At 68.3% G+C, this 19,746-nt stretch carries 17 protein-coding genes; 5 read left to right on the plus strand and 12 right to left on the minus strand.

From position 1 onward, the window contains the following. Positions 1 to 71 precede the first annotated feature (71 nt). From WV31_RS16455 to amrB, 7 genes are all read right to left on the minus strand, one after another. Positions 72 to 1,475, minus strand: a complete 1,404-nt coding sequence (locus tag WV31_RS16455) for an FAD-binding oxidoreductase (RefSeq protein ID WP_085374586.1) — start codon at positions 1,473 to 1,475, stop codon at positions 72 to 74. Then, complete coding sequence (locus tag WV31_RS16460; protein ID WP_085374587.1) at positions 1,472 to 2,440, minus strand: L-threonylcarbamoyladenylate synthase; 969 nt, start codon at positions 2,438 to 2,440, stop codon at positions 1,472 to 1,474. The genes WV31_RS16455 and WV31_RS16460 overlap by 4 nt, the downstream gene beginning before the upstream one ends. Before the next feature lie 44 nt (positions 2,441 to 2,484). Beyond that, positions 2,485 to 3,717 carry a DUF2325 domain-containing protein gene (locus WV31_RS16465; protein ID WP_085374588.1) on the minus strand — a complete coding sequence of 411 codons (1,233 nt, stop codon included), beginning with the start codon at positions 3,715 to 3,717 and terminating at the stop codon, positions 2,485 to 2,487. A gap of 63 nt (positions 3,718 to 3,780) precedes the next feature. Continuing rightward, a complete protein-coding gene (locus WV31_RS16470; RefSeq protein ID WP_085374589.1) occupies positions 3,781 to 4,377 on the minus strand; it encodes a GNAT family N-acetyltransferase in 597 nt (198 codons plus the stop codon). 606 nt (positions 4,378 to 4,983) lie between these two features. After that, the gene (gene cysQ / locus WV31_RS16475; RefSeq protein ID WP_085374590.1) at positions 4,984 to 5,760 is read right to left on the minus strand and encodes a 3'(2'),5'-bisphosphate nucleotidase CysQ; all 777 of its coding nucleotides are present in this window, start codon (positions 5,758 to 5,760) and stop codon (positions 4,984 to 4,986) included. Continuing rightward, a complete protein-coding gene (locus WV31_RS16480; RefSeq protein WP_085374591.1) occupies positions 5,757 to 7,955 on the minus strand; it encodes a xanthine dehydrogenase family protein molybdopterin-binding subunit in 2,199 nt (732 codons plus the stop codon). Before WV31_RS16480 ends, cysQ begins: the two co-directional genes overlap by 4 nt. Beyond that, the gene (amrB, locus tag WV31_RS16485) at positions 7,952 to 9,322 is read right to left on the minus strand and encodes an AmmeMemoRadiSam system protein B (RefSeq protein WP_085374592.1); all 1,371 of its coding nucleotides are present in this window, start codon (positions 9,320 to 9,322) and stop codon (positions 7,952 to 7,954) included. Before amrB ends, WV31_RS16480 begins: the two co-directional genes overlap by 4 nt. A 48-nt stretch (positions 9,323 to 9,370) precedes the next feature. Between amrB and amrS the strand changes: the two genes are divergently transcribed. The 4 genes from amrS (at position 9,371) to WV31_RS16505 (ending at position 14,571) form a co-directional block, all read left to right on the plus strand. After that, positions 9,371 to 10,459: an AmmeMemoRadiSam system radical SAM enzyme gene (gene amrS / locus WV31_RS16490; protein WP_085374593.1), complete on the plus strand. Its 1,089-nt coding sequence runs from the start codon at positions 9,371 to 9,373 to the stop codon at positions 10,457 to 10,459. A 66-nt stretch (positions 10,460 to 10,525) separates the two neighbouring features. After that, positions 10,526 to 11,515 (plus strand): lysylphosphatidylglycerol synthase transmembrane domain-containing protein, encoded by a 990-nt coding sequence (locus tag WV31_RS16495; RefSeq protein ID WP_085374594.1) that lies wholly within the window; start codon positions 10,526 to 10,528, stop codon positions 11,513 to 11,515. Positions 11,516 to 11,595: 80 nt separating this feature from the next. Next, complete coding sequence (locus tag WV31_RS16500) at positions 11,596 to 13,104, plus strand: leucyl aminopeptidase (protein WP_085374595.1); 1,509 nt, start codon at positions 11,596 to 11,598, stop codon at positions 13,102 to 13,104. 3 nt (positions 13,105 to 13,107) lie between these two features. Then, positions 13,108 to 14,571 (plus strand): leucyl aminopeptidase, encoded by a 1,464-nt coding sequence (locus tag WV31_RS16505; RefSeq protein ID WP_085374596.1) that lies wholly within the window; start codon positions 13,108 to 13,110, stop codon positions 14,569 to 14,571. On the opposite strand, the gene WV31_RS16510 is transcribed toward WV31_RS16505, so the two are convergent. Continuing rightward, entirely contained in the window at positions 14,557 to 15,498 is a 942-nt protein-coding gene (locus tag WV31_RS16510; protein WP_085374597.1) for a glycosyltransferase family 2 protein, read from the minus strand. The genes WV31_RS16505 and WV31_RS16510 overlap by 15 nt on opposite strands. Before the next feature lie 57 nt (positions 15,499 to 15,555). Between WV31_RS16510 and WV31_RS16515 the strand changes: the two genes are divergently transcribed. Then, entirely contained in the window at positions 15,556 to 16,011 is a 456-nt protein-coding gene (locus WV31_RS16515) for a DNA polymerase III subunit chi (protein ID WP_085374598.1), read from the plus strand. A gap of 4 nt (positions 16,012 to 16,015) precedes the next feature. Here WV31_RS16515 and WV31_RS16520 read toward each other — a convergent pair whose 3' ends face one another. Genes WV31_RS16520 through bfr (WV31_RS16535) form a run of 4 tightly spaced genes read right to left on the minus strand, consistent with a single transcriptional unit; the run spans position 16,016 to position 19,704 of the window. Then, positions 16,016 to 16,222 carry a hypothetical protein gene (locus tag WV31_RS16520; protein ID WP_085374599.1) on the minus strand — a complete coding sequence of 69 codons (207 nt, stop codon included), beginning with the start codon at positions 16,220 to 16,222 and terminating at the stop codon, positions 16,016 to 16,018. Positions 16,223 to 16,277: 55 nt separating this feature from the next. Further along, positions 16,278 to 18,674, minus strand: a complete 2,397-nt coding sequence (locus WV31_RS16525; protein ID WP_237051334.1) for an ATP-binding protein — start codon at positions 18,672 to 18,674, stop codon at positions 16,278 to 16,280. A gap of 59 nt (positions 18,675 to 18,733) precedes the next feature. Beyond that, positions 18,734 to 19,216, minus strand: coding sequence for a bacterioferritin (bfr, locus tag WV31_RS16530; RefSeq protein WP_085374600.1), 483 nt, complete (start codon positions 19,214 to 19,216; stop codon positions 18,734 to 18,736). Then, entirely contained in the window at positions 19,213 to 19,704 is a 492-nt protein-coding gene (gene bfr / locus WV31_RS16535; RefSeq protein ID WP_085374601.1) for a bacterioferritin, read from the minus strand. Before bfr (WV31_RS16535) ends, bfr (WV31_RS16530) begins: the two co-directional genes overlap by 4 nt. Between the last annotated feature and the right edge of the window lie 42 nt (positions 19,705 to 19,746).

The following is a 19,746-nucleotide window of genomic DNA, read 5'->3' on the forward strand; positions in this document are numbered from 1 at the left end:
GCGGGATTATAGACACGTGGCCTGCGGCGGAACAGCGAAAGGTGAGAGCTTGGGGCGATATTCGGCTGGGGTCAGCGCAGGATCTTGCCCGGGTTCATCAAACCCTCGGGATCGAGCGCGTTCTTGACGCGGGCCATCAGGTCCAGGTCGATGCCTGGCTTGTAGTGGGCCAGTTCCTCGACCTTGAGCCGCCCGATGCCGTGCTCGGCCGAGATGGAGCCCTCCATGCCCACCACGATGTCGTGGACGATGCGGTTCATCTCTTCCCAGCGGGCCAGGAAGGCCGCCTTGTCCGTACCTGCCGGCTGGGTCAGGTTGAAGTGGGTGTTGCCGTCGCCCAGATGGCCGAAGGGCACCACGCGCACGCCGGGCATGGCCGCCTCGACCGCGCTCGTGCAGCGGCGGATCATCTCGGGCACCCGCGAGGTGGCGACCGCGACGTCGTGCTTGATGGAGCCGCCTTCCTTTTTCTGGGCCTCGGGGATGGCTTCGCGGATGCGCCAGAAATCGGCGCGCTGGCTTTGGCTTTCGGCGATCACCGCGTCGGTCGCCAACCCGTCCTCGAAGGCCCGGGCCAGCACCTCCTCCAGGGTGTCGCGCAGGCCGCCCGGCCTGGACGACGACAGCTCCAGCAGCAGCATCCACTCATGGGGGGCGGCGAAGGGATCGCGGACGCCGGGCACGTGGCGCAGGCCCAGTTCCAGGCCGATGCGCGGCACCAGCTCGCAGGCGGTGACCGCATCGCCGCTGGCCGAACGCGCCCGGGCGAACAGGGGAAGTGCCGCCTCCAGGTCGGACAGCGCCACCATGGCGGTGGCCACCTCGCGCGGGCGGGGGAACAGCTTCAGCACGCAGGCGGTGATGATGCCGAGCGTCCCCTCGGCGCCGATGAACAGGTGTTGCAGCGCATAGCCGGTATTGTCCTTGCGCAGCCGCTTCAGGCCATTCCAGATCCGGCCGTCGGGCAGCACCACCTCCAGGCCCAGCACCAGATCGCGGGTGTTGCCGTAGCGCAGCACGTTGGTGCCCCCGGCATTGGTCGAGATGTTGCCGCCGATGCGGCACGACCCTTCCGCCCCCAGGCTCAAGGGGAACAGGCAATCGGCCTCCGCCGCCGCCTGCTGCAGGCTGGCCAGCACGCAGCCCGCCTCGGCGGTCAGCGTGAAATCCACGGGATCGACGGCCCGGATACGGGTCAGGCGCTCGGTGGAGATCACCACGCTTCGCCCGTCCTCGGCCGGCACGCCGCCGCCGCACAGCCCCGTGTTGCCGCCCTGGGGCACCATGGGAATGCCGGCGTTCGCGCAGGCCTTGACCGCCTCGGACACCTCGGCGGTGGAGCCGGGGCGGATCACGGCCAGCGCCGCGCCGCGATACAGGCCGCGCTCCTCCACCAGATAGGGCGCGAGGTCGGCGGCGTCGGTGATGACGTTGCCGGGGCCGACGATGGCGGCGAGGGCGGCGAGAATGCTCACGACGGGCTCCGTGGTGCGGCGGCGCGCCGCAGGCGGTCGTTGATGGCCAGGCCCAGGCCCTTTTCCGGGATGGGCATCACGGCGATGCCCCGGTAATCGGGGCGGTCCAGGGCGCGCAGCATGGCGAACAGATGGGCGGCGGCCTCGGACAGATCGCCCTTGGGCGACAGGTTCAGCACGCTGTCGGGGGCGGGGCCGAAGCCCAGCAACGCCTCGCCCGGCTCGGCCGCGTGGGCGTTGAGCCGGACGGGGAGGGCGGGGGCGTAATGGCTTTCCAACTGGCCGGGCGAGCGCGGCGCCTCCGGCGTCTCCAGGGCGCGGCGGATGGGATGGCCGAGTGCCGCCTCCAGCTCCTCGGCGGTGATGCCGCCGGGGCGCAGCAGGGTGGGGGGCTGTTCCGACAGGTCCAGCACGGTGGATTCGACGCCGACCCGGCAGGGGCCGCCGTCCAGCACCATGGCGATGCGGCCTTCCAGGCATTGGGCCACATGCTCGGGCCGGGTTGGGCTGACGCGGCCCGAGCGGTTGGCCGAGGGCGCCGCCAGGGGCCGCCCCGCCGCCTTGATCAGGGCCAGGGCGACGGGATGGTCGGGCATGCGCACCGCCACCGAATCGAGCCCGGCCGAGGCCAGTAGCGACACCGGCGAATCGGCGCGGCGCTTCAGCACCAGGGTCAGCGGACCGGGCCAGAAGCGCTCGGCCAGACGATGGGCGTCGGGGCAAAGCTCCACCAGGGCGGCGGCCTGCTCCAGGCTGCTCACATGGGCGATCAGCGGATTGAAGCTGGGGCGGCCCTTGGCCTTGAAGATGGCGGCCACCGCCGCATCGGACGTGGCGTCGCCGCCCAGGCCGTAGACCGTCTCGGTGGGAAAGGCCACCAGCCCGCCCTCGGCCAGCACGCGCCCGGCCCGGGCGATGGCGGCGGGGTCGGCGGGCAGGACGGAAACGGGCACGGGCTTGCTCATGCCCGGACCATAAGCCATTCCCGGCCCGGCGGGGAAGGGGGGCGTTACTGCCCCGCCACGGTGTTGAGCGCCCGGATGAAGGCGCCGAGGCCGGAGCGCCGCACCGGGACGAAGGGCTTTTCCCAACGGCGGCACAAACGCTTGACCTCGTCGTGGGCGCCGTGGCTGACGCTGTCCACCGGGAACAGCACGGCGTCGGCGCGGCCGAACAGGGAATGCAGGCGGCCCATGCTTTCCTCGAAGCCGCCGTCGTGGTGGGCGAAGGTGCCGCCCGCCTCCTCCACCAGCCGGCGGAAGTGGGGCAGGTGCTGGTTGCGCCCGCCCACGAACAGGATGCAGCGGCCGCACAGATCCAGCCGCGCGCATTCCTCGCCGCATTGGCCCAGGCCATCGGTGGGGGCGGCCTGGGGCGCCAGGGTGTCGGCGAGCCGGGCTTCGGACAGGGCCAGTTCGTCCCGCATGTCGTTCAGTTCGCGGTTCAGGCGCTCGACCTCCTGCTCGCGATCGCGGGCCTGGGTCTGGACCCGGCGGGCCTCGTCCTCGGCCACATGGCGGAACGCGGTTTCCACGTCCAGCAGGTGGCGCAGCTCGCTGATCTGGCGATGAAGCTGTTCCATCTCTTGCGCCGCGCTGGCGGCATGGGCGAGGCGGCGCGATTCCGACGCCTCCTGGTCGAGCAGATGGCGCAGGTCGCGGATTTCGGCGTTGCGCCGCCCGATCTCGGTCTTCAGGCGCTCCTGCTGACGGCCGACCTTGGCCTCCAGTTCGGCCTTCTCGCGCTCCAGCTGGTGGATGGATTTGAGGTCGGCCCTGGCCGCCGCGCCCACCTGATGGGATAGCATGTGGACGTCGCCGAAGATGCGGCCGCGCAAGCCGTCGGTGGCGTCGGGGTGGCTCATCACCGCCCAGCAGGCCGAGGCCACGTCGCCCTTGGCCAGGGAGTCCTCCCACAGCTCGGCCAACGCGTCCTCGCCGTCGAGCGTCCTGGCGCGGCTGATGGCGGCGGCGTGCTTGCGGTCCAGCAGCTTGGAAAGCGCCTTGCCCACCAGCCTTTCCCGTGACGCCAGATGGATCATGCCGGTGTGGATCTCGTAGGGGCTGGGCTTGGCCGAGCGCATCTGTACCTTAAGCCGCGCCGCCGCCCCCTTCAGCTCGCCCAGGCTGAGGCAGGTGCCGATGATGGTGCAATGCCACTGGCTGTCGATCTCCCACAGCCGGGCGCGGCGGCGGGGAAACTCGACGGGTTCGGCGAAGGCGGGGTGGCATTGCTCGCACATGGGAAGGGCTCCTAAGATGCAAATGCGAATGACTCGCAATTTGAGTCCTCGGGGACCTTCCTGTCAAGCGCTCTTTGCCAGGCCGGTCGCTTCCAGCAGAGGTTCGACCGCTGAATTTCCCACCAGCATGGTGCTGTAGGAATCCATCATCTCGGCCCAGTCGTGGAACACGGCGAACAGGCCGGTGCTGATTTCCTCGCTGACCGTCACCGGATCGGGGGGCGGCAGGTCGAGGAAGGCTTCGGCCTCGCCGCCCTCGAAATGCACCTGCATGCCGCTGCGCCGCGCCAGGGCGACCATGGAGCGGTTGTCGGACAGGCACAGGGTGTACAGCTTCTCGGCCCGGCGGTTGCGGGCGAAGGCGGCGGCCTGGCGCAGCAGCTTGGAGCCGATGCCGTCGGTGCGGTGGCCCTCGTCAACGCTGACCCCCACCTCGGCCAGGGACCCGGTCAGCGCCACATGGGCGGCGCCCACCAGGTCGTCCCCGGCAAAGGCGGCCAGGATCAGGTCGCCCACGGCGATGGCGGCGACATAGTCCTCGATCACCTGATCGCCCACACCGGAGCGGGCGAAGCGCAGGCGCCGGTCCTCGGCCGAAAGCCGTTTCAGGTGGGCGGCATAGGCGGGACGTTCGTGTAGATAAAGTCTGCGGATCAGCATGGCCGACCTCCATCACATGGTCTGACCATGAGATGGGATGTTTATGCTGCGGTGCAACATAAACTTATGTGTCAAGGCCCGCATGGGGCCATGCGGATGGACTGATTCACCACCAAGGCACCAAGGGGACCTTTCAGATGTCGTCGTGCCCGGACTTGTTCCGGGCACCCACGCCCATCCGCAGGGACCATTGTTTCACAAGGTATCCCGGCGGATCCGCGTGGATGGCCGGGACGATGCCCGGCCATGACGGCGAAGTTGGGCGGTGCGGCCGGCTCTATTCTCTTGATGTCTTGGTGGTCGGCCCGGTTTCTCCCTATCCTCGCGTCGGTGGAGTGCGGCTGAACATCGCCCCAAGCGAAAAGGCCGCCGGACGGACCGGCGGCCTTTTCTGACGCTTCTTGCAGGGACGGTCCCGAGGGGCGGCGTCGCGCGCCGCCACAACCCCTTTGGGTTGTGAACCGTCTCCAAGTCACCGTACGTGCATTACGGCGGCTGTTAGGTGGCGGGAGTTCCCGTCACCCGAAAAGAATGGCGCAAAGCAGCCAAAAAAGCAAGGTGTTTTCCCTATGCCCATGGTTGGGCGAGGCTCCCTCATTGGGGGAATTATCCCCTTCCCCTGGCGATGAAGTCGGGGTTGAGGAATTTGGGCGCCTTGCCATAGGCCATGGGGCGGCCGTCGAAGGTGGTGACACTGCCGCCCGCCGCCAGCAGCACGGCGCTGGCCGCCGCGATGTCCCACTCGCTGGTGGGGCCGAAGCGGGGGTAGAGATCGGCGGCGCCCTCGGCCACCAGGCAGAATTTCAGCGACGAACCGGCGAAGCCCAGGGAAGCGCCGGGATAGCGCGCCATCCACTTGTCCAGGGCTTCCGGTTCGCGGTGGGAGCGCGACGTCATGACCACGGCGCCGGAAGGGGGAATGGGTCGGCAGGCGATGGGGCGGCGGCCCTGGGCATCCTCCTTGAAGGCGGTGGTTCCGGTCCCCGACCACAGCTCGGCCCGTGCCGGGGCCAGCACCACGCCCAGGACCGGAACGCCGTCGCGGATCAGGCCGATGTTGACGGTGAACTCGCCGTTCCTCTTGATGAATTCCTTGGTGCCGTCCACGGGATCGACCAGCCAGAAGGGGCCGGAGCCGATCTCGGGAATGCGCCCGGCGGCCACGGATTCCTCGGCCACCACCGGAATGCCGGGGGTGAGTGCCGCGAGGCCGGGCAGGATGATGGCCTCGGCCTTCTCGTCGGCCAGGGTGACCGGCGAGGAATCGGTCTTGTCGCGGACGGTGAAGTCCGAGTTGTAGACTTCCATGATCACCACGCCGGCCCGGCGGGCCAGGTCTTCCAGGGGGGCAAGCAGGGACGACAGGTCGGGGGGCAGGCTCATGCGCACGTTCCGGCAAGGATGGTCCACACCGCCAGCGGCGTGGCGGGCATGTCCATATGGCGGATATCCAGCGCGTTGCATAGGGCGTTGATCACGGCGGGCGCCGCGCCGATGGTCCCTGCCTCGCCCGCTCCCTTCAGGCCCAGGGGATGGGTGCGGCAGGGCACCTCCACCGTGGAAAAGTCGATGTCGGGGATGTGGGCCGCCCGGGGCAGGGCGTAGTCGATCAGGCTCGACGTCAGCGGCTGGGCGCTTTCCGGGTCATAGACCGCGTGCTCCAGCAGCGCCTGGCCGATGCCCTGCACCGCGCCGCCGACGATCTGGCCTTTCAGCAGCAGGGGGTTGAGCACCGTGCCCACGTCATCGACGATGGTGTAGCGGGCGATCTCCGTCTCGCCGGTGTCCGGGTCCACCTCAACTTCACAGACATGGCAGCCGTTGGGAAAGGTCGAGGCGGGGGGCTTAAAGCGCAAGCTGGCCGACAGGGGCGTCCCGGCCTCGGCCAGCACCTGGGTGAAGGTGACGGAGCCGCCCGCCGAACGGTAATGGCCGGACTCGAACTCGGCCCGCTCGGATTGCAGCAGGCGGGACGCCACGGGGCGCAGATGCTCGATGAAGGATTCCACCGCCGAGGCGATGGCGCCGCCCTGTTGCGACAGCGAGCGCGAGCCGCCGGTGCCGCCGCCATCGGCGATGCGCCTGGTGTCGCCCTGGACCACCCGGATGTTCGCCATCTCCAGGCCCAGCTCGGCGGCCACCATCTGGGCGTAGGCGGTCTCGTGCCCCTGGCCCGTGGATTGGGTGCCGACCAGGATTTCGGCCGTTCCGTCCGGCGCGATGGTCAGGGTTACGTCCTCGCCCGAGGTCCCGCCGCAGATCTCGATGTAATACGCCAGCCCGATGCCGCGACGCTTGCCCCTGTCTTCGCTTTCGGTTCTCCGGGTCTCGAACCCGGCCCAGTCGGACCGCTCCAGCGCCCGGTCCATCACCAGCGCGAACTCGCCGGAATCATAGGTGTGACGGCCGGGCGTGGCATAGGGGAAGGCATCGGGGGGAATGAAGTTGCGTTTCCTGATCTCCACCGGCGACAGGCCGCTGTCGCGCGCCGCCGCGTCCACCAGCCGCTCGATCAGATAGGCGGCCTCGGGGCGTCCGGCGCCGCGATAGGCGTCCACCGGGGTGGAATGGGTGTGAATGCAGCGCACCCGGGCGTGGAAGGCGGGGATGTGGTAGACCCCGGTCAGCATGCCGGTCCCCGCCAGGGTGGGGACGAAGGCGCCGTAATTGGAAATATAGGCCCCCAGGTCGGCCACGGTCTCCACCTGCAGGCCGAGGAATTTCCCATCGGCGTCAAGCGCCAGGCGCGCGCTGCTCACATGCCCGCGCCCATGGGTGTCGGTGAGGAAGCTTTCCGTGCGGTCGGCGGTCCACTTGACCGGTCGGTCGAGAATGCGCGCCGCCACCAGGGCCATGGCCTGTTCGGCGAAGGGGCTGATTTTCAGGCCGAAGCCGCCGCCCACGTCGGGCGTGATGACGTCGAGGCTTTCCGGCGCGATGCCCAGCACCGGGGCGAGGCGGTCCCTGATCTCGTGCACCCCCTGGCTTCCCGAAATCAGTTCCAGCCGTCCGCCCTCCAGCGGCCGGGCCAGGCAGGCGCGCGGCTCCATGGCGGTGGGCGCCAGGCGGTTGTTGACCAGGTCCAGCTCCACCACCCGGGCGGCGCGGGCCAAGGCCTCGGCCACTTGGGGAGCGTCGCCCATCTCCCAGACGAAGGCGTCGTGGGGCGTGGCTGGCAGCGGGTGGTAGTCCACCAGCACCGCCTCGGCGGCATCCTGGGCCTGGGCCAGGGTCTCGGCCACCACGAAGGCCACCGGCTCGCCGGCATGGCGCACCCTGGGGCCGGCGATGACGGGGCGGGGCGGCGGCGGGGGCGCGCCTTCGGGCAAGAAGCCGCAGACCATGGGGCCCACGCCCTGCTCCGCCATCTCGGCATGGGTGAGGACCAGCAGCACGCCGGGCATTTCGCGTGCGGCGGCCGCATCCACCGTGACGTCGGCGTGGGGCAGCAGTGAACGCACCACCATGCCGTATGACTGACCGGTCAGGTTGATGTCGTCGCCATAGCGTCCCCGCCCGGTGAGGAAGCGCTGGTCCTCGACCCGGGTACGGGATTGGCCGAAGCCGAAGCGCTTCACTTGCCGATCTCCACCGCCTGGAAGCGCGACGCCTTGAAGCCGGGCGACCAGTGATCCTTGGGCATGCCGGCCTTGGCCTTGAGGTGGGCGAGGAACTGGTGTTTGTCGGGCAGTTGCTCCCACACCGAGGGCAGGAACAGGGCGCGCTTGGCCCCGTCCTCGATGATCAGGCCGTCGATGCGGGGACGAAGCTGTTCCAGCATGTCTTCCTGGTCCCTGAAGGCCATGGGAACGGGGGGCGTTAACACCGACAGCGACAGGGAAAGGCCCTCCAGCTCCTCGGGCGCCAAGGGCGGGAAGCGCGGGTCCTTGAAGGCCGACTTGAAGGCGTTGTCCACCACGTCCTCGGCCAGCGGCCGCCAGGCGATCACCGAGCCGATGCAGCCGCGCAAGCCACCCCCTCGGTTGAGCGTGACGAACACCGCGCCGGGACGGGCCAGGATGCCGGGCCGATCCGAAGGCGGGGCGGCGGGCGCGCCGGTGTCCAGCCCGTGGCGGATGGAGGCCCAGGCCAGCTCGGTCAGCGCCCGTCCGGCGGCCTTGATCTCGTCGGCCTCTGTCATGCTCTCCTCCGTCTCGAACAGCGCCCAGGAGCCGTAGCCCACCACCCGGTCCTTGGGTCCGGCGGTATCGCCGGAATTGCGCACGTCCAGGGTGACGATCTCCAGAGCCCGGCGTCTGGCCGTGGTCAGCAATCCGCCTACCGGCAGGCGGCCGCAGGCGCCTTCGCGGGAAATGGCGGCGGGGTCCATGTGCTCGATGGCCGCCACCGTCCGGGCATCGGTGCCCCTGCACTGGTCGTAGGGCAGATAGTGGGACAGGTCGGTGGAGATGACGATCAGGGTTTCCGGCCCGCCCCACAGGGCGTCCAGCAGCCCGGCCACCATGTCGGGGCTGGCGTCGCCGATCACCACCGGCAGCAGGGTGAAGTCGCCCAGGGTGGCCTGCAGGAAGGGGACGTGCACCTCCAGCGAATGCTCCTGGGCGTGGGCCTGGTCCAGCACGCCGACCCCCGCCACGCCCGCCAGCCGCGACCAGTCCTTGTCCAGCGGTACCGCGCCCAAGGGCGAGGCCCATTGGTCGGCCGAGGACAGCGCCATGCCCTGGAACGCCACCCGATGGCTGGGGCCCAGCAGCACCACGCGGGTCCAGCTGCCCCGGAAGGGCTTGAGCAGGGCATAGGCGGCGGCCGCCACCGGCCCGGAATAGACCCAGCCGGCATGGGGCGCGATCAGCGCCTTCGGCCTTCTGCCCGCGCAAGGCGGGTGCACCGCGCCGTCGAGAAAGGCGGTGAGCTGCCGGTTGGCCTCGGCGAAATCGGCGGGATAGAACTGTCCGGCCACGGCGGTGGGGCGGATGGCGGTCATGACGGCCTCGGGCGCGAAAACGTGGTGGGGATATGGTACTCTTCCCCCATGACCGACGCCATCCAGGGTTCGCATTTTCCCGGACGCTACTGGCAGCGCCTGTCCGACGGGCGGGTGCAGTGCGACGTCTGCCCGCGCGAGTGCCGCTTGAACGACGGGCAGCGGGGCCTGTGCTTCGTGCGGGCCAATGACGGCGGCCGGATGGTGCTGACCACCTATGGCCGCTCGTCGGGTTTTTGCGTCGATCCGGTGGAGAAGAAGCCGCTCAACCACTTTTTGCCCGGCACGCCGATCCTGTCCTTCGGCACGGCGGGCTGCAACCTGACCTGCAAGTTCTGCCAGAACTGGGACATCTCCAAGGCGAGGGAGATCGACCGGCTGAACGATTACGCCGACCCCGACATGATCGCGCGGGCCGCGGTACAGCTGGGCTGCCGCTCGGTGGCCTTCACCTACAACGATCCCACCATCTTCCTGGAATACGCCGTGGACGTGGCCCGGGCCTGCCATGCCCGCGGATTGAAGACCGTGGCGGTGACGGCGGGCTACATCAAGCCCGAGGCGAGGCGGGAATTCTACGCCCACATGGACGCCGCCAACGTGGACTTGAAGGCCTTCACCGAGGATTTCTATCACCGCCTGTGCGGCGCCCATCTCGACGCGGTGAAGGACACCCTGGTCTACCTCAAGCACGAGACCAGGGTGTGGTTCGAGGTCACCACGCTCTTGATCCCCGGCGAGAACGACTCGCCCGAGGAGATCGACGCCCAGAGCCGGTGGATGATGGAGGCGCTGGGGCCCGACGTGCCGCTGCACTTTTCCGCCTTCCATCCCGACTGGAAAATGCGGGACCTGCCCCCCACGCCGCCCGCGACCCTCAGCCGGGCGCGCGCCATCGCCATGGGCAACGGCCTGAACTACGTCTACACCGGCAACGTCCACGATCCGGCGGGGGGCGGGACCTATTGCGCGGGCTGCGGCGCCCTGCTGATCGGGCGGGACTGGTACGAGCTGTCCACCTGGGCGCTGACCCCCGAAGGACATTGCCGCGCCTGCGGTACGCCCTTGCCCGGGCGTTTCGAGGGGGCGCCGGGCACCTGGGGCCGCAAGCGGCAGCCGGTCAGGTTCCAGCGCTGAGGTATTCCCTTTCCCGCCGGATGTGGTAAAGCTTGCCGCCTCTCGTCCGCATGGGTTTCTGGACATATGGTGAAGCGCTGGTTGCCGTGGGTGCTCAAGGGGCTGCTCTCGGCCGGACTGATCTGGTTCGCATTCCGCAATATCGACTTGGCCGAGGCCTGGAGCCGGGCCAAGACCATCGATCCCATGATGCTGACCGTGGCCCTTGCCCTGGGCATCGGCCAGATCGTCATCGGCGCGGGGCGCTGGTGGTTGGTCCTGCGGGCGCTCAAGGCCAGCTTCTCGGTGATCCAGGCCCTGCCCGTGTTCTATATCGGCGTCTGCTTTTCCATCGTCACCCCGGTGCTGGGCGACGCGGTCCGCATGTGGAAGGCGCGCCATTCCGGCCTGTCGCTGAAAACCAGCGTCAATTCCGTGATGCTGGAACGGATCACCACCATCCTGGGCCTGGTGCTGCTGGTCACCGCGCTCGAGCCCCTGCTGCTGGCCCGTGTTCCCGATGTTCCCGGCACCTGGGTCTTTCCGCTGCTGTCGGTGGCCGGTTTCGCCGGCATCGCCTTCATCAGCCAGCTGGACCGGCTTCCCGCCTCGCTGCACCGCTGGCGGGTGGTGCGCGGCCTGGTGCATCTGGCCGGTGACACCCGCCAGTTCGTGCGCCGTCTTCCGTTCAGCGTCGGCACGCTGGCCGTGGCCGTGTTCGGGCACGCCAACCTGGCCCTGATGGTCTATATCCTGGCGGTGGGGCTGAAGATCAACGTTTCGCTGCTCGATTGCCTGATCCTGTTCCCGCCGGTGATCCTGGCGCTGACCCTGCCCATCTCCATCGCCGGCTTCGGCCTGCGCGAGAACATCATGATCGTCGCCTTCGGCTGGGTGGGGGTCGAGGCGGGCTCGGCCGCCGTGCTGGGTCTGATGTTCGGCCTGACCAGCATCGTCACCGCCTTGCCCGGCGGCTTGATCTGGCTGATGTCGGGTGATCATCCCAAGCTGGATGAGATCGAGCACATCGAGGAAGAGGCCGAGATCGAGGCGGAAAAGGACGGAATGACGGGGTAACCCCCTTTCCTTCCTGCTTGAGCGCGCTACATTGGGACAAGTGAATTCCGTCCCAATGTCCTTCAAGCGCGAGGATGTCCATGAAGATCGCCTTTTCCAAGCCGTCGCAGCCCACCACCGGCGCCATCGCCGTCGGCATCCTTGAAGGCAAGGTGCTGACCGGCACCGCCCAGGCGCTGGATGCCCAGGCCAAGGGCGGCATAGCCCGCGCCATCGCCGCCTCGGGCCGCTTCGAGGGCAAGAAGGGCCAGACCCTGACGATCCTGGCTCCGGCCGGTCTGGAACTGTCCCGCGTGCTGCTGGTCGGCCTGGGCAAGGCCAAGGACCTGGATTGCCTGGCGGCGCAGGCCTTCGGCGGCACCGTGGTGGGGCAGTTGCAGACCTCGGGCGACGCGGACGTGGCCGTCGCGCTGGACGTCATTCCCGGCTCGCCGCTGTCGGCCGCCGAGTTCGCTGCCCAGGCGGCGCTGGGGGCGCGGCTGCGCTCGTACCGCTTCGACAAGTACTTCACCAAGCAGAAGAAGGAGGACAAGCCCTCCTTGAAGAAGCTGACCCTGATGACCGAGGCGGCTTCCGAGGCCAAGTCGGCCTTCGCTCCGCTCGACAAGGTGGCCGACGGGGTGTTCCTCACCCGCGACGTGGTTTCCGAGCCCGCCAACGTCATCCACCCGGAATCCCTGGCCGAAAAGGCCGAGGGCCTGAAGGAGCTGGGCGTCGAGGTCGAGGTGCTGGGCGAAAAGCAGATGAAGAAGCTGGGCATGGGCTCGCTCTTAGGCGTCGGCCAGGGCTCGGAGCGCGAATCCAAACTGGTGGTCATGCGCTGGCAGGGCGCCAAGGATAAGGGCGAGGCCCCGGTGGCCTTCGTCGGCAAGGGCGTCACCTTCGATTCGGGCGGCATCTCCATCAAGCCGGGCGCCGGCATGGAGGACATGAAGTGGGACATGGCGGGCGCCGGCGCGGTGATCGGCGCCCTGGCCGCCCTGGCGGGCCGGAAAGCGCGGGTCAACGCGGTGGGTGTGGTCGGGCTGGTGGAGAACATGCCGTCGGGCACCGCCCAGCGCCCCGGCGACGTGGTGACCTCCATGTCGGGGCAGACCATCGAGGTGATCAACACCGACGCCGAGGGCCGCCTCGTGCTGGCCGATGCGCTGTGGTACACCCAGGACCGCTTCAAGCCGAAATTCATGGTCGACCTCGCCACCCTGACCGGCGCCATCATCATCGCCTTGGGCAACGAATACGCCGGCCTGATGGCGTCCGACGACAAGCTGGCCGATCGCCTCACCGCCGCCGGCAAGGCGGTGGACGAGAAGCTGTGGCGTCTGCCCTTGGGCGAGTCCTACGACAAGCAGATCAAGTCCGACATCGCCGACATGAAGAACGTGGGCGGCCGCGAAGGCGGTTCCATCACCGCCGCCCAGTTCCTCAAGCGCTTCACCAACGACGTGGCCTGGGCCCATCTGGACATCGCCGGCATGGCCTGGAGCAAGAAGGACGCCGCCACCTGCCCGAAGGGTGCGACCGCCTTCGGCGTGCGCCTGCTGGACCGGCTGGTGGCCGATTTCTACGAGGAGAAGGGGGGCAAGTAGCCCTTGCGCATCACCTTCCGCTCTCCCCCCGCCACATTCGAAGGCGCCATCGCCGTCGGGTTGTGGCGGGGCCGCATCGCCACGCCATCGTTTGCCGCCCTGGACGGCGACGGTTGGCTGTCCCGGGCCTTGAAGCGCCTGGGCTTCGACGGCGATGCCGAGGAGACGGAGCTGCTGCTGGCCCCCAAGCCGCCGCTGACCACCCTGGTGGCGTTCGGGCTGGGCAAGGGGCGCAGGCTGAAGGCAAAGCGCCTGCGCCGCATCGGCGCCTGCCTGCTGGACGAACTGGACGAAAGCCGCGCCCGGTCGGCCACCGTCCTGCTCGACCTTCCCCCCGATCAGGTGGCCGAACTGGCCTACGGGCTGCGGCTCAAATCCTATCGCCCTCTGTCCAAGTACCGCACCAAGTACGATCCCGACGACGAGGACGACATTCCGCCGGTGCTGGAGCACGTGGCGGTCTGCTGCGCCCAGCCCGACGAGGCCGAACGGCTGTTCGCGTCCCACGAGGCGGTGGCCAGGGGGGTGTTCCTGGCCCGCGACCTCACCGACGAGCCGGGCAATGCGCTGGGACCCGACGAATTCGCCGGGCGGGCCCGCCTGCTGGGCAGCCTGGGCGTAGAGGTCACCGTGCTGGACGAGGACGCGATCGCCCGGCAGGGACTCAACCTGCTGGCGGGCGTGGGGCAGGGCAGCAAGCGGCCGCCGCGCCTGGTACTGCTGCGCTGGAAGGGGGCGGAGGGACGGCCGCTGGTGCTGGTGGGCAAGGGCATCACCTTCGATACCGGCGGCATCACCATCAAGGACGCCGAGGACATGGAGCTGATGAAGGCCGACATGGCCGGGGCGGCGGCGGTCATGGGTGCGCTGTGCGCCGTGGCCGGGCGCAAAGCCCGCGCCCATGTGTGCGGCGTGCTGGCCCTGGCCGAGAACATGCCCTCGGGCTCCGCCCAGCGCCCCGGCGACGTGGTCAAATCCTTTTCGGGCCGGACGGTGGAGGTGATCGACACCGACGCGGAAGGCCGCCTGGTGCTGGCCGACGCCCTGGCCTGGGCGGCGGAACGCCTGAAGCCCGCCGCCATGGTGGACATCGCCACGCTCACCGGCACCACCGAGGAATTGCTCGACGCCGAGTATGCCGGCCTCTACTGCAACGACGACGGACTGGCCCAGCGTCTGCTGCGGTACGCCAAGGCGGAGGAGGAACCGCTGTGGCGGCTGCCGCTGACCAAGGCCTGCGACGAGGACCTGAAGTCGGACATCGCCGATCTCAAGCACTGCGCCTGGGGTGACGTGCCCGACAACGACGACGCGGCCCGCTTCCTCGAGCATTTCGTGCCCGAAAGGCTGCCCTGGGCCCATATCGACATGGCCGGGCGCGAATTCGCCGACGAGGACGACCCGCTGTGCCCTGAGACGGCGACGGGGTATGGGGTCAGGCTGTTCGACGCCCTAGCGGGAGGCTGAGCGCGGCTTGGGCGCCGACTGGACGTCGTGGGCGATGGCCTGGAGCAGCAGCTGGAAGCCCAGGATGGTGGGCATGGCGGCCAGCATGACGGTGCCGGCGGTGCGCGGCACGCCCGAGGCCACCGAGGCGATCCACTGCGCCGTCCCTTCCACCATCCCGAAGACCAGCAGCGGCATGCCGATCAGCAGGTAGAGCGAGGCGATGGTGAAGTCGCTGATGAAATAGCGGAACAGCAGGCGCTTCAGGAATCCGCGCAGCAGCAGCGGCGGGAAGTCGCGCAGCACCTTGGCCACCGACAGCGACGAGACCTCGTCGCCATAGCGCGCCGGCATGGGCACGTCCTCCACCGGCAACCCGGCCATGCCCAGCTGGATCAGCATGTCGCTTTCGAAGAAATAGCGCTCGGCCAGCCGGCCCAGGTCCAGCTCCTCCAGGGCGCGGCGGTGAATGGCGGTGTAGCCGTTGCTGGGGTCCATCACCCCCCATTGGCCCGACGCCGCCTTGACCAGGAACGACAGGCCCGAATTACCGATCAGGCGGACCGGCGGCATGGCTTTCAGTTCCGGCAGATGGCGGAAGCGGTTGCCCTTGGTGTAGTCCACCCGGCCCGATTCCAGGGGCTCGATCAGCCGCGGCAGCTCGGCCGGGTCCATCTGGCCGTCGCCGTCCATCTTGACGCAGATGTCCGCGCCCAGCTCCAGCGCCCGGCGATAGCCGGTGACCACCGCGCCGCCCACGCCCTTGTTGACGGCATGGCGGATCACCTCGACCCGCGGATCGGTCGTCTTGGCCGCCACGTCGCCCGAGCCCTCGGGGCAGCAATCATCAACCACCAGGATGTGGTGGATGGACTGGGGAATGCCGGCCAGCACCGCCTCGATATGGCGGGTCACCTTGTAGCAGGGGATAATCACGGCGATCTTCATGGGCAGGGATTATACCTCCGCCTCGCCGGAACGCCATTCCCATGGTAAACCTGGGGCATGACCCAGATCGGCTTCTACCACCTGACGCGCCTGCCGCTGGAGCAGGCATTGCCCAAGCTGCTGGACAAGGCGCTGGCCGCCGGCTTCCGCGCCGTGGTTCTGGCCGGCTCGCCCGAGCGGGTGGAGGCATTGAACGACCGGCTGTGGACCTTCGAGCCGGATTCGTGGCTGCCCCACGGCTCGGCCAGGGACGGCGAGGCCGCCATGCAGCCCATCTGGCTGACCCATGTGGACGAGAATCCCAATGGCGCCACCATCCTGGTGATGTGCGACGGCGCGGCGTCGGAGAAGGTGGGGGGCTTCCAGCGCGGCCTCGACCTGTTCGACGGCAACGACCCGGATGCGGTCGAGAAGGCGCGGGAACGCTGGAAGCGCTGGAAGGCCGAGGGCCACGAACTGGTCTATTACCAGCAGACCGAACGCGGCGGCTGGGAGGAAAAGGCGCGGGGGTGAGGCGCTACTCGTAGCGCTTGATGTCCAGCTCTTCCGGTGAACTGGCCACCAGTTGCAGGGCCACGGTGCCGTTGCCGGTGCGGATCAGCAGTTCAAGAAACCAGGTGCCGTCCTCCAGTTCCATGGGCTGGGCGGCGCCGATATAGCTCACCCCTTCCACGTCCATGCTGAGGCTGTGGTTGTCATTGAACGAAATGGCCGCGACCTTCATGGTCGAACACTCCTTCTGGACGCCGGCTCGAGAGTCTCGCAATTGGCCGGCGGCGTCAATGTGCCGGTTGGCTGGGTTTGTCCTGAAGGGCGGCCGGCAGGGCGACCAGGAAGGTGCAGCCCCGCCCGGGCTCGGATTCCACCCAGATCCGGCCATGGTGGCTGGTGACGATCTTGCGGCAAATGGCCAGCCCGATGCCGGTACCTTCGTACTCGCCCTCGCCGTGCAGGCGCTGGAACATGCCGAAGATGCGCTCGAAGTGGTCGGGATCGATGCCCATGCCGTTATCCGTCACCGAGATGATCCATTCCTCCCCATTCCGGCGGGCGCCGATGCGGATTTCCGGCTTGCGGTCGGGGTGGCGGTACTTCACCGCGTTGCCGATCAGGTTCTGGAACAGCCGGACCAGTTCGCTGGGAATGCCGGGAAGGGTGGGAAGCGGAAGCTCGACCGTAACCTCGGCCTCCTCGTTGCCGTCGTCCAGGCCGAGATTGGCGCGGGACGCGGCGACGATCTCGGTCAGGTCGACGGGAATCATGGTCTCCTCGCCACGCCCCACCCGTGAATATTCCAGCAGGCCCTTGATCAGGGCATCCATGCGCTTCACCCCCGAGACGGCATAGCCGATGAACTCGCGGGTGCTGTCATCCAGGCGCTCGCCCAGGTGGCGTTCCAGCAAGGTGACGTAGGAGCTGACCATGCGCAGCGGCTGGCGCAGATCGTGGCTGGCGACATAGGCGAACTGCTCCAGTTCGGCGTTGGACCGGGCCAGTTCGGCGGTCTTGGCCTGAAGCTCCGCCTCGAAGCGGTTGCGGTCCGAGACGTCCACGATGAAGCTGCTGAGATAGATTCGCCCGCCCACGTGCAGCGGCGAGGAATAGACTTCCACGTCGCGGATCTCGCCCGATGACAGGCGGTGGTGGAAGCGCAGGAACTTGCGTCCCTCGTGCTCGACGGCCGCCATCTCCCGCTGGATGTCCTCGGGCGACGCGGTGTTGATGTCGCCGATGCGCATCCGCTTCAGCACCTCGATGGGATAGCCGTAGAACAGGGCCGCCGAATCGTTGGCATCGTTGATGGCCCCGGTCTTGGGGTCGATCAGCAGCTTGATGGCCGGGTTGCGGTGGAAGCTTTGGCTGTAGAGCTCCTCACGCTCCGAGATGGCCTGCTGCGCCCGGTGGGAATCGGTGACGTCGCGGCCCACCGTCTGATAGCCCGTCAGATTGCCCAAGGTGTCGTACAGCGCCGTGGTCCGCCATTCGATCCAGCGTTCCTGGCCATCGGGGCGCACCACCCGGCGGTGGTCCTCGCGATAGGGCTGGTCATGGTTCAGGGCTTGCAGGCAGGACAGGATGAAGGGGTGTTCCTCCTGGGCGAGGAAGTCGATCCACCTCGTTCCGATCAACTGGTCGGGGTCCTTGCCGTAGAAGCGGGCATAGGCCCGGTTGACGGTCTGCAGCGTGGTGTCGGGGGTATAGCGGTGAATCAGGTCGTCCTGGTCGTTGACCAGGATGCGGTAGCTCTCCTCGCTGGTCTTGAGGGCAGCCTCGGCGGCCAGCCGCTCGCGCTCGCGCCGTTCCAGTTGAATCGCCGTGCGCAGCGCCAGCAGGGAGAACAGCAGGCCGCCGCCCGCCAAGATCATGGTGTTCTGGGTCCAGCGCCGCAGGGCCGCCGTGGTGGTGATGCCCACCGACACCACGATGGGCTGGTGATCCAGCACCTGATAGGACGCCAGGCGGTCCAGACCGTCGAAGGCGCTGGGCGCGATGAAGGTGCCCGATCGCGCCTTGGGCAGGTGTTGGGTGAACAAGGGGCCGGAACGGATCGAGGCCCCCACGTGGCTGCCGGGGTCGGGCAGGCGGGCGAGCACGTCGCCGTTGAGATTGGCGATCACCGCCCGGTCCACGTCGCCGGCCATCACGCCGCCCAGCGCCTCGGAAAAGAATTCGGGGTTCAGAGCCGCCGCCGCCAGCCCGGCGAAGGTTCCCAGCGGGCTGATGATCGGCCGCGCCACCACCAGCCCCGACTTGCCGGTGACCGGGCTGACGGCCGGTGGCGCGATGATCAGGCCGGGACGGAGCGGCCCCGATGCCGCCGCCTCGAAATAAGGACGGCGCGACAGGTCCATGCCCATCATGGATTGCAGCGTCGCCGCCTTGACCCGCCCGTCCGCGCCGATGATGAAGGTGTTGCGCACCTCGGGCATGCCGGCGCTGCGATAGCGCATCAGGGTCAGCAATTCCGCGGGGGACGCCTTGTTCTGGGATTGGCCGGCGATGTCGTGCAGCATCAGGTCCAGGCCGCGCAGCGACCCCGACAGGCGCTCGGCCACCACGCGGGTCAGGGCCTCGGTCAGGCGCGCGCTGTCGGCCAGGCTGTCGTTGCGGTCCCGCCACGCCACCAGTATGCCGCTGCTCCAGATGAACAGCAGCACCGCCACCGTATAGGCCAACGGCCGATATGGCCTCGCAACGACGTTCAGCCCATCCCCCTTTACGTCTTTCTCCCGGCTCAGCCGCTTTCGATCGCGCCCATGGCCGCCTGGAGGTAGTTCTGCGCCCCCATCTTGCCCATCAGGTCGATCTGGGTTTCCAGCCAGTCGATGTGTTCTTCCGTGTCTTCCAGGATCTCGGCCAGTTCGTCGCGGGTGACGAAATCCTGCTTCGCCTCGCACAGGGCGACGGCCTCGACCAGGGCTTTGTGCTCGCCCTGCTCCATCTTCAGGTCGGCGGCCAGCATCTCGGCCACAGTCTCGCCGATGGACAGCTTGCCCAGGTCCTGCAGGTTGGGCAGGCCCTCGAGGAACAGGATGCGCTCGATCACCTCGTCGGCCTGCTTCATCTCCTCGATGGAGTATTTGTAGACCGCCTTGCCCAGCTCCTTCAGGCCCCAGTTCTTCAGCATGCGGGCGTGCAGGAAGTACTGGTTGATGGCGGTCAGGTGCAGTTTCAGCACGCCGTTGAGGTGGCGCAGGACCTCCTTGTCGCCCTTCACGACGCGCCCCCCGCGATGTCGCCGGCCGCCGACTGGATGTAGTTCTGCAGCCCCATGCGCTCGATCAGGCCCAGTTGCTGTTCCAGCCACAGGGTGTGGTCCTGCTCGGTGTCTTCCAGGATCTTGCCCAGGATGCGCCGCGTGTCGTAATCGCCTTCGGCCTCGCAATGGGCGATGGCTTCCTTCAGCTCGGCGATCACCTGGATTTCCAGGGCCAGATCGGCCTTCAGCATGGAGGGCACGTCCTTGCCGATGGTCGGCGCCGGGCGCTTGGAGATGTCGGGCGTGCCTTCCAGGAACAGGATGCGGCGGATCAGCAGGTCGGCGTGGCCGATCTCGTCCTGGCGCTCGTGGTCGATGCGTTCATAAAGCTTGGAAAGGCCCCATTCGTGATACATGCGCGCATGCACGAAATACTGGTCGGCTGCCACCAGCTCTCCGACCAGGAGTTTATTGAGCCTGTTTATGACGCTTTTCTTGCCCTTCATCGGCCGTCTCCTGATACGGAATTGACCTTATGCCAGCCTAGC

The organism is Magnetospirillum sp. ME-1, assembly GCF_002105535.1.
Classification (GTDB): Bacteria; Pseudomonadota; Alphaproteobacteria; order Rhodospirillales; family Magnetospirillaceae; genus Phaeospirillum.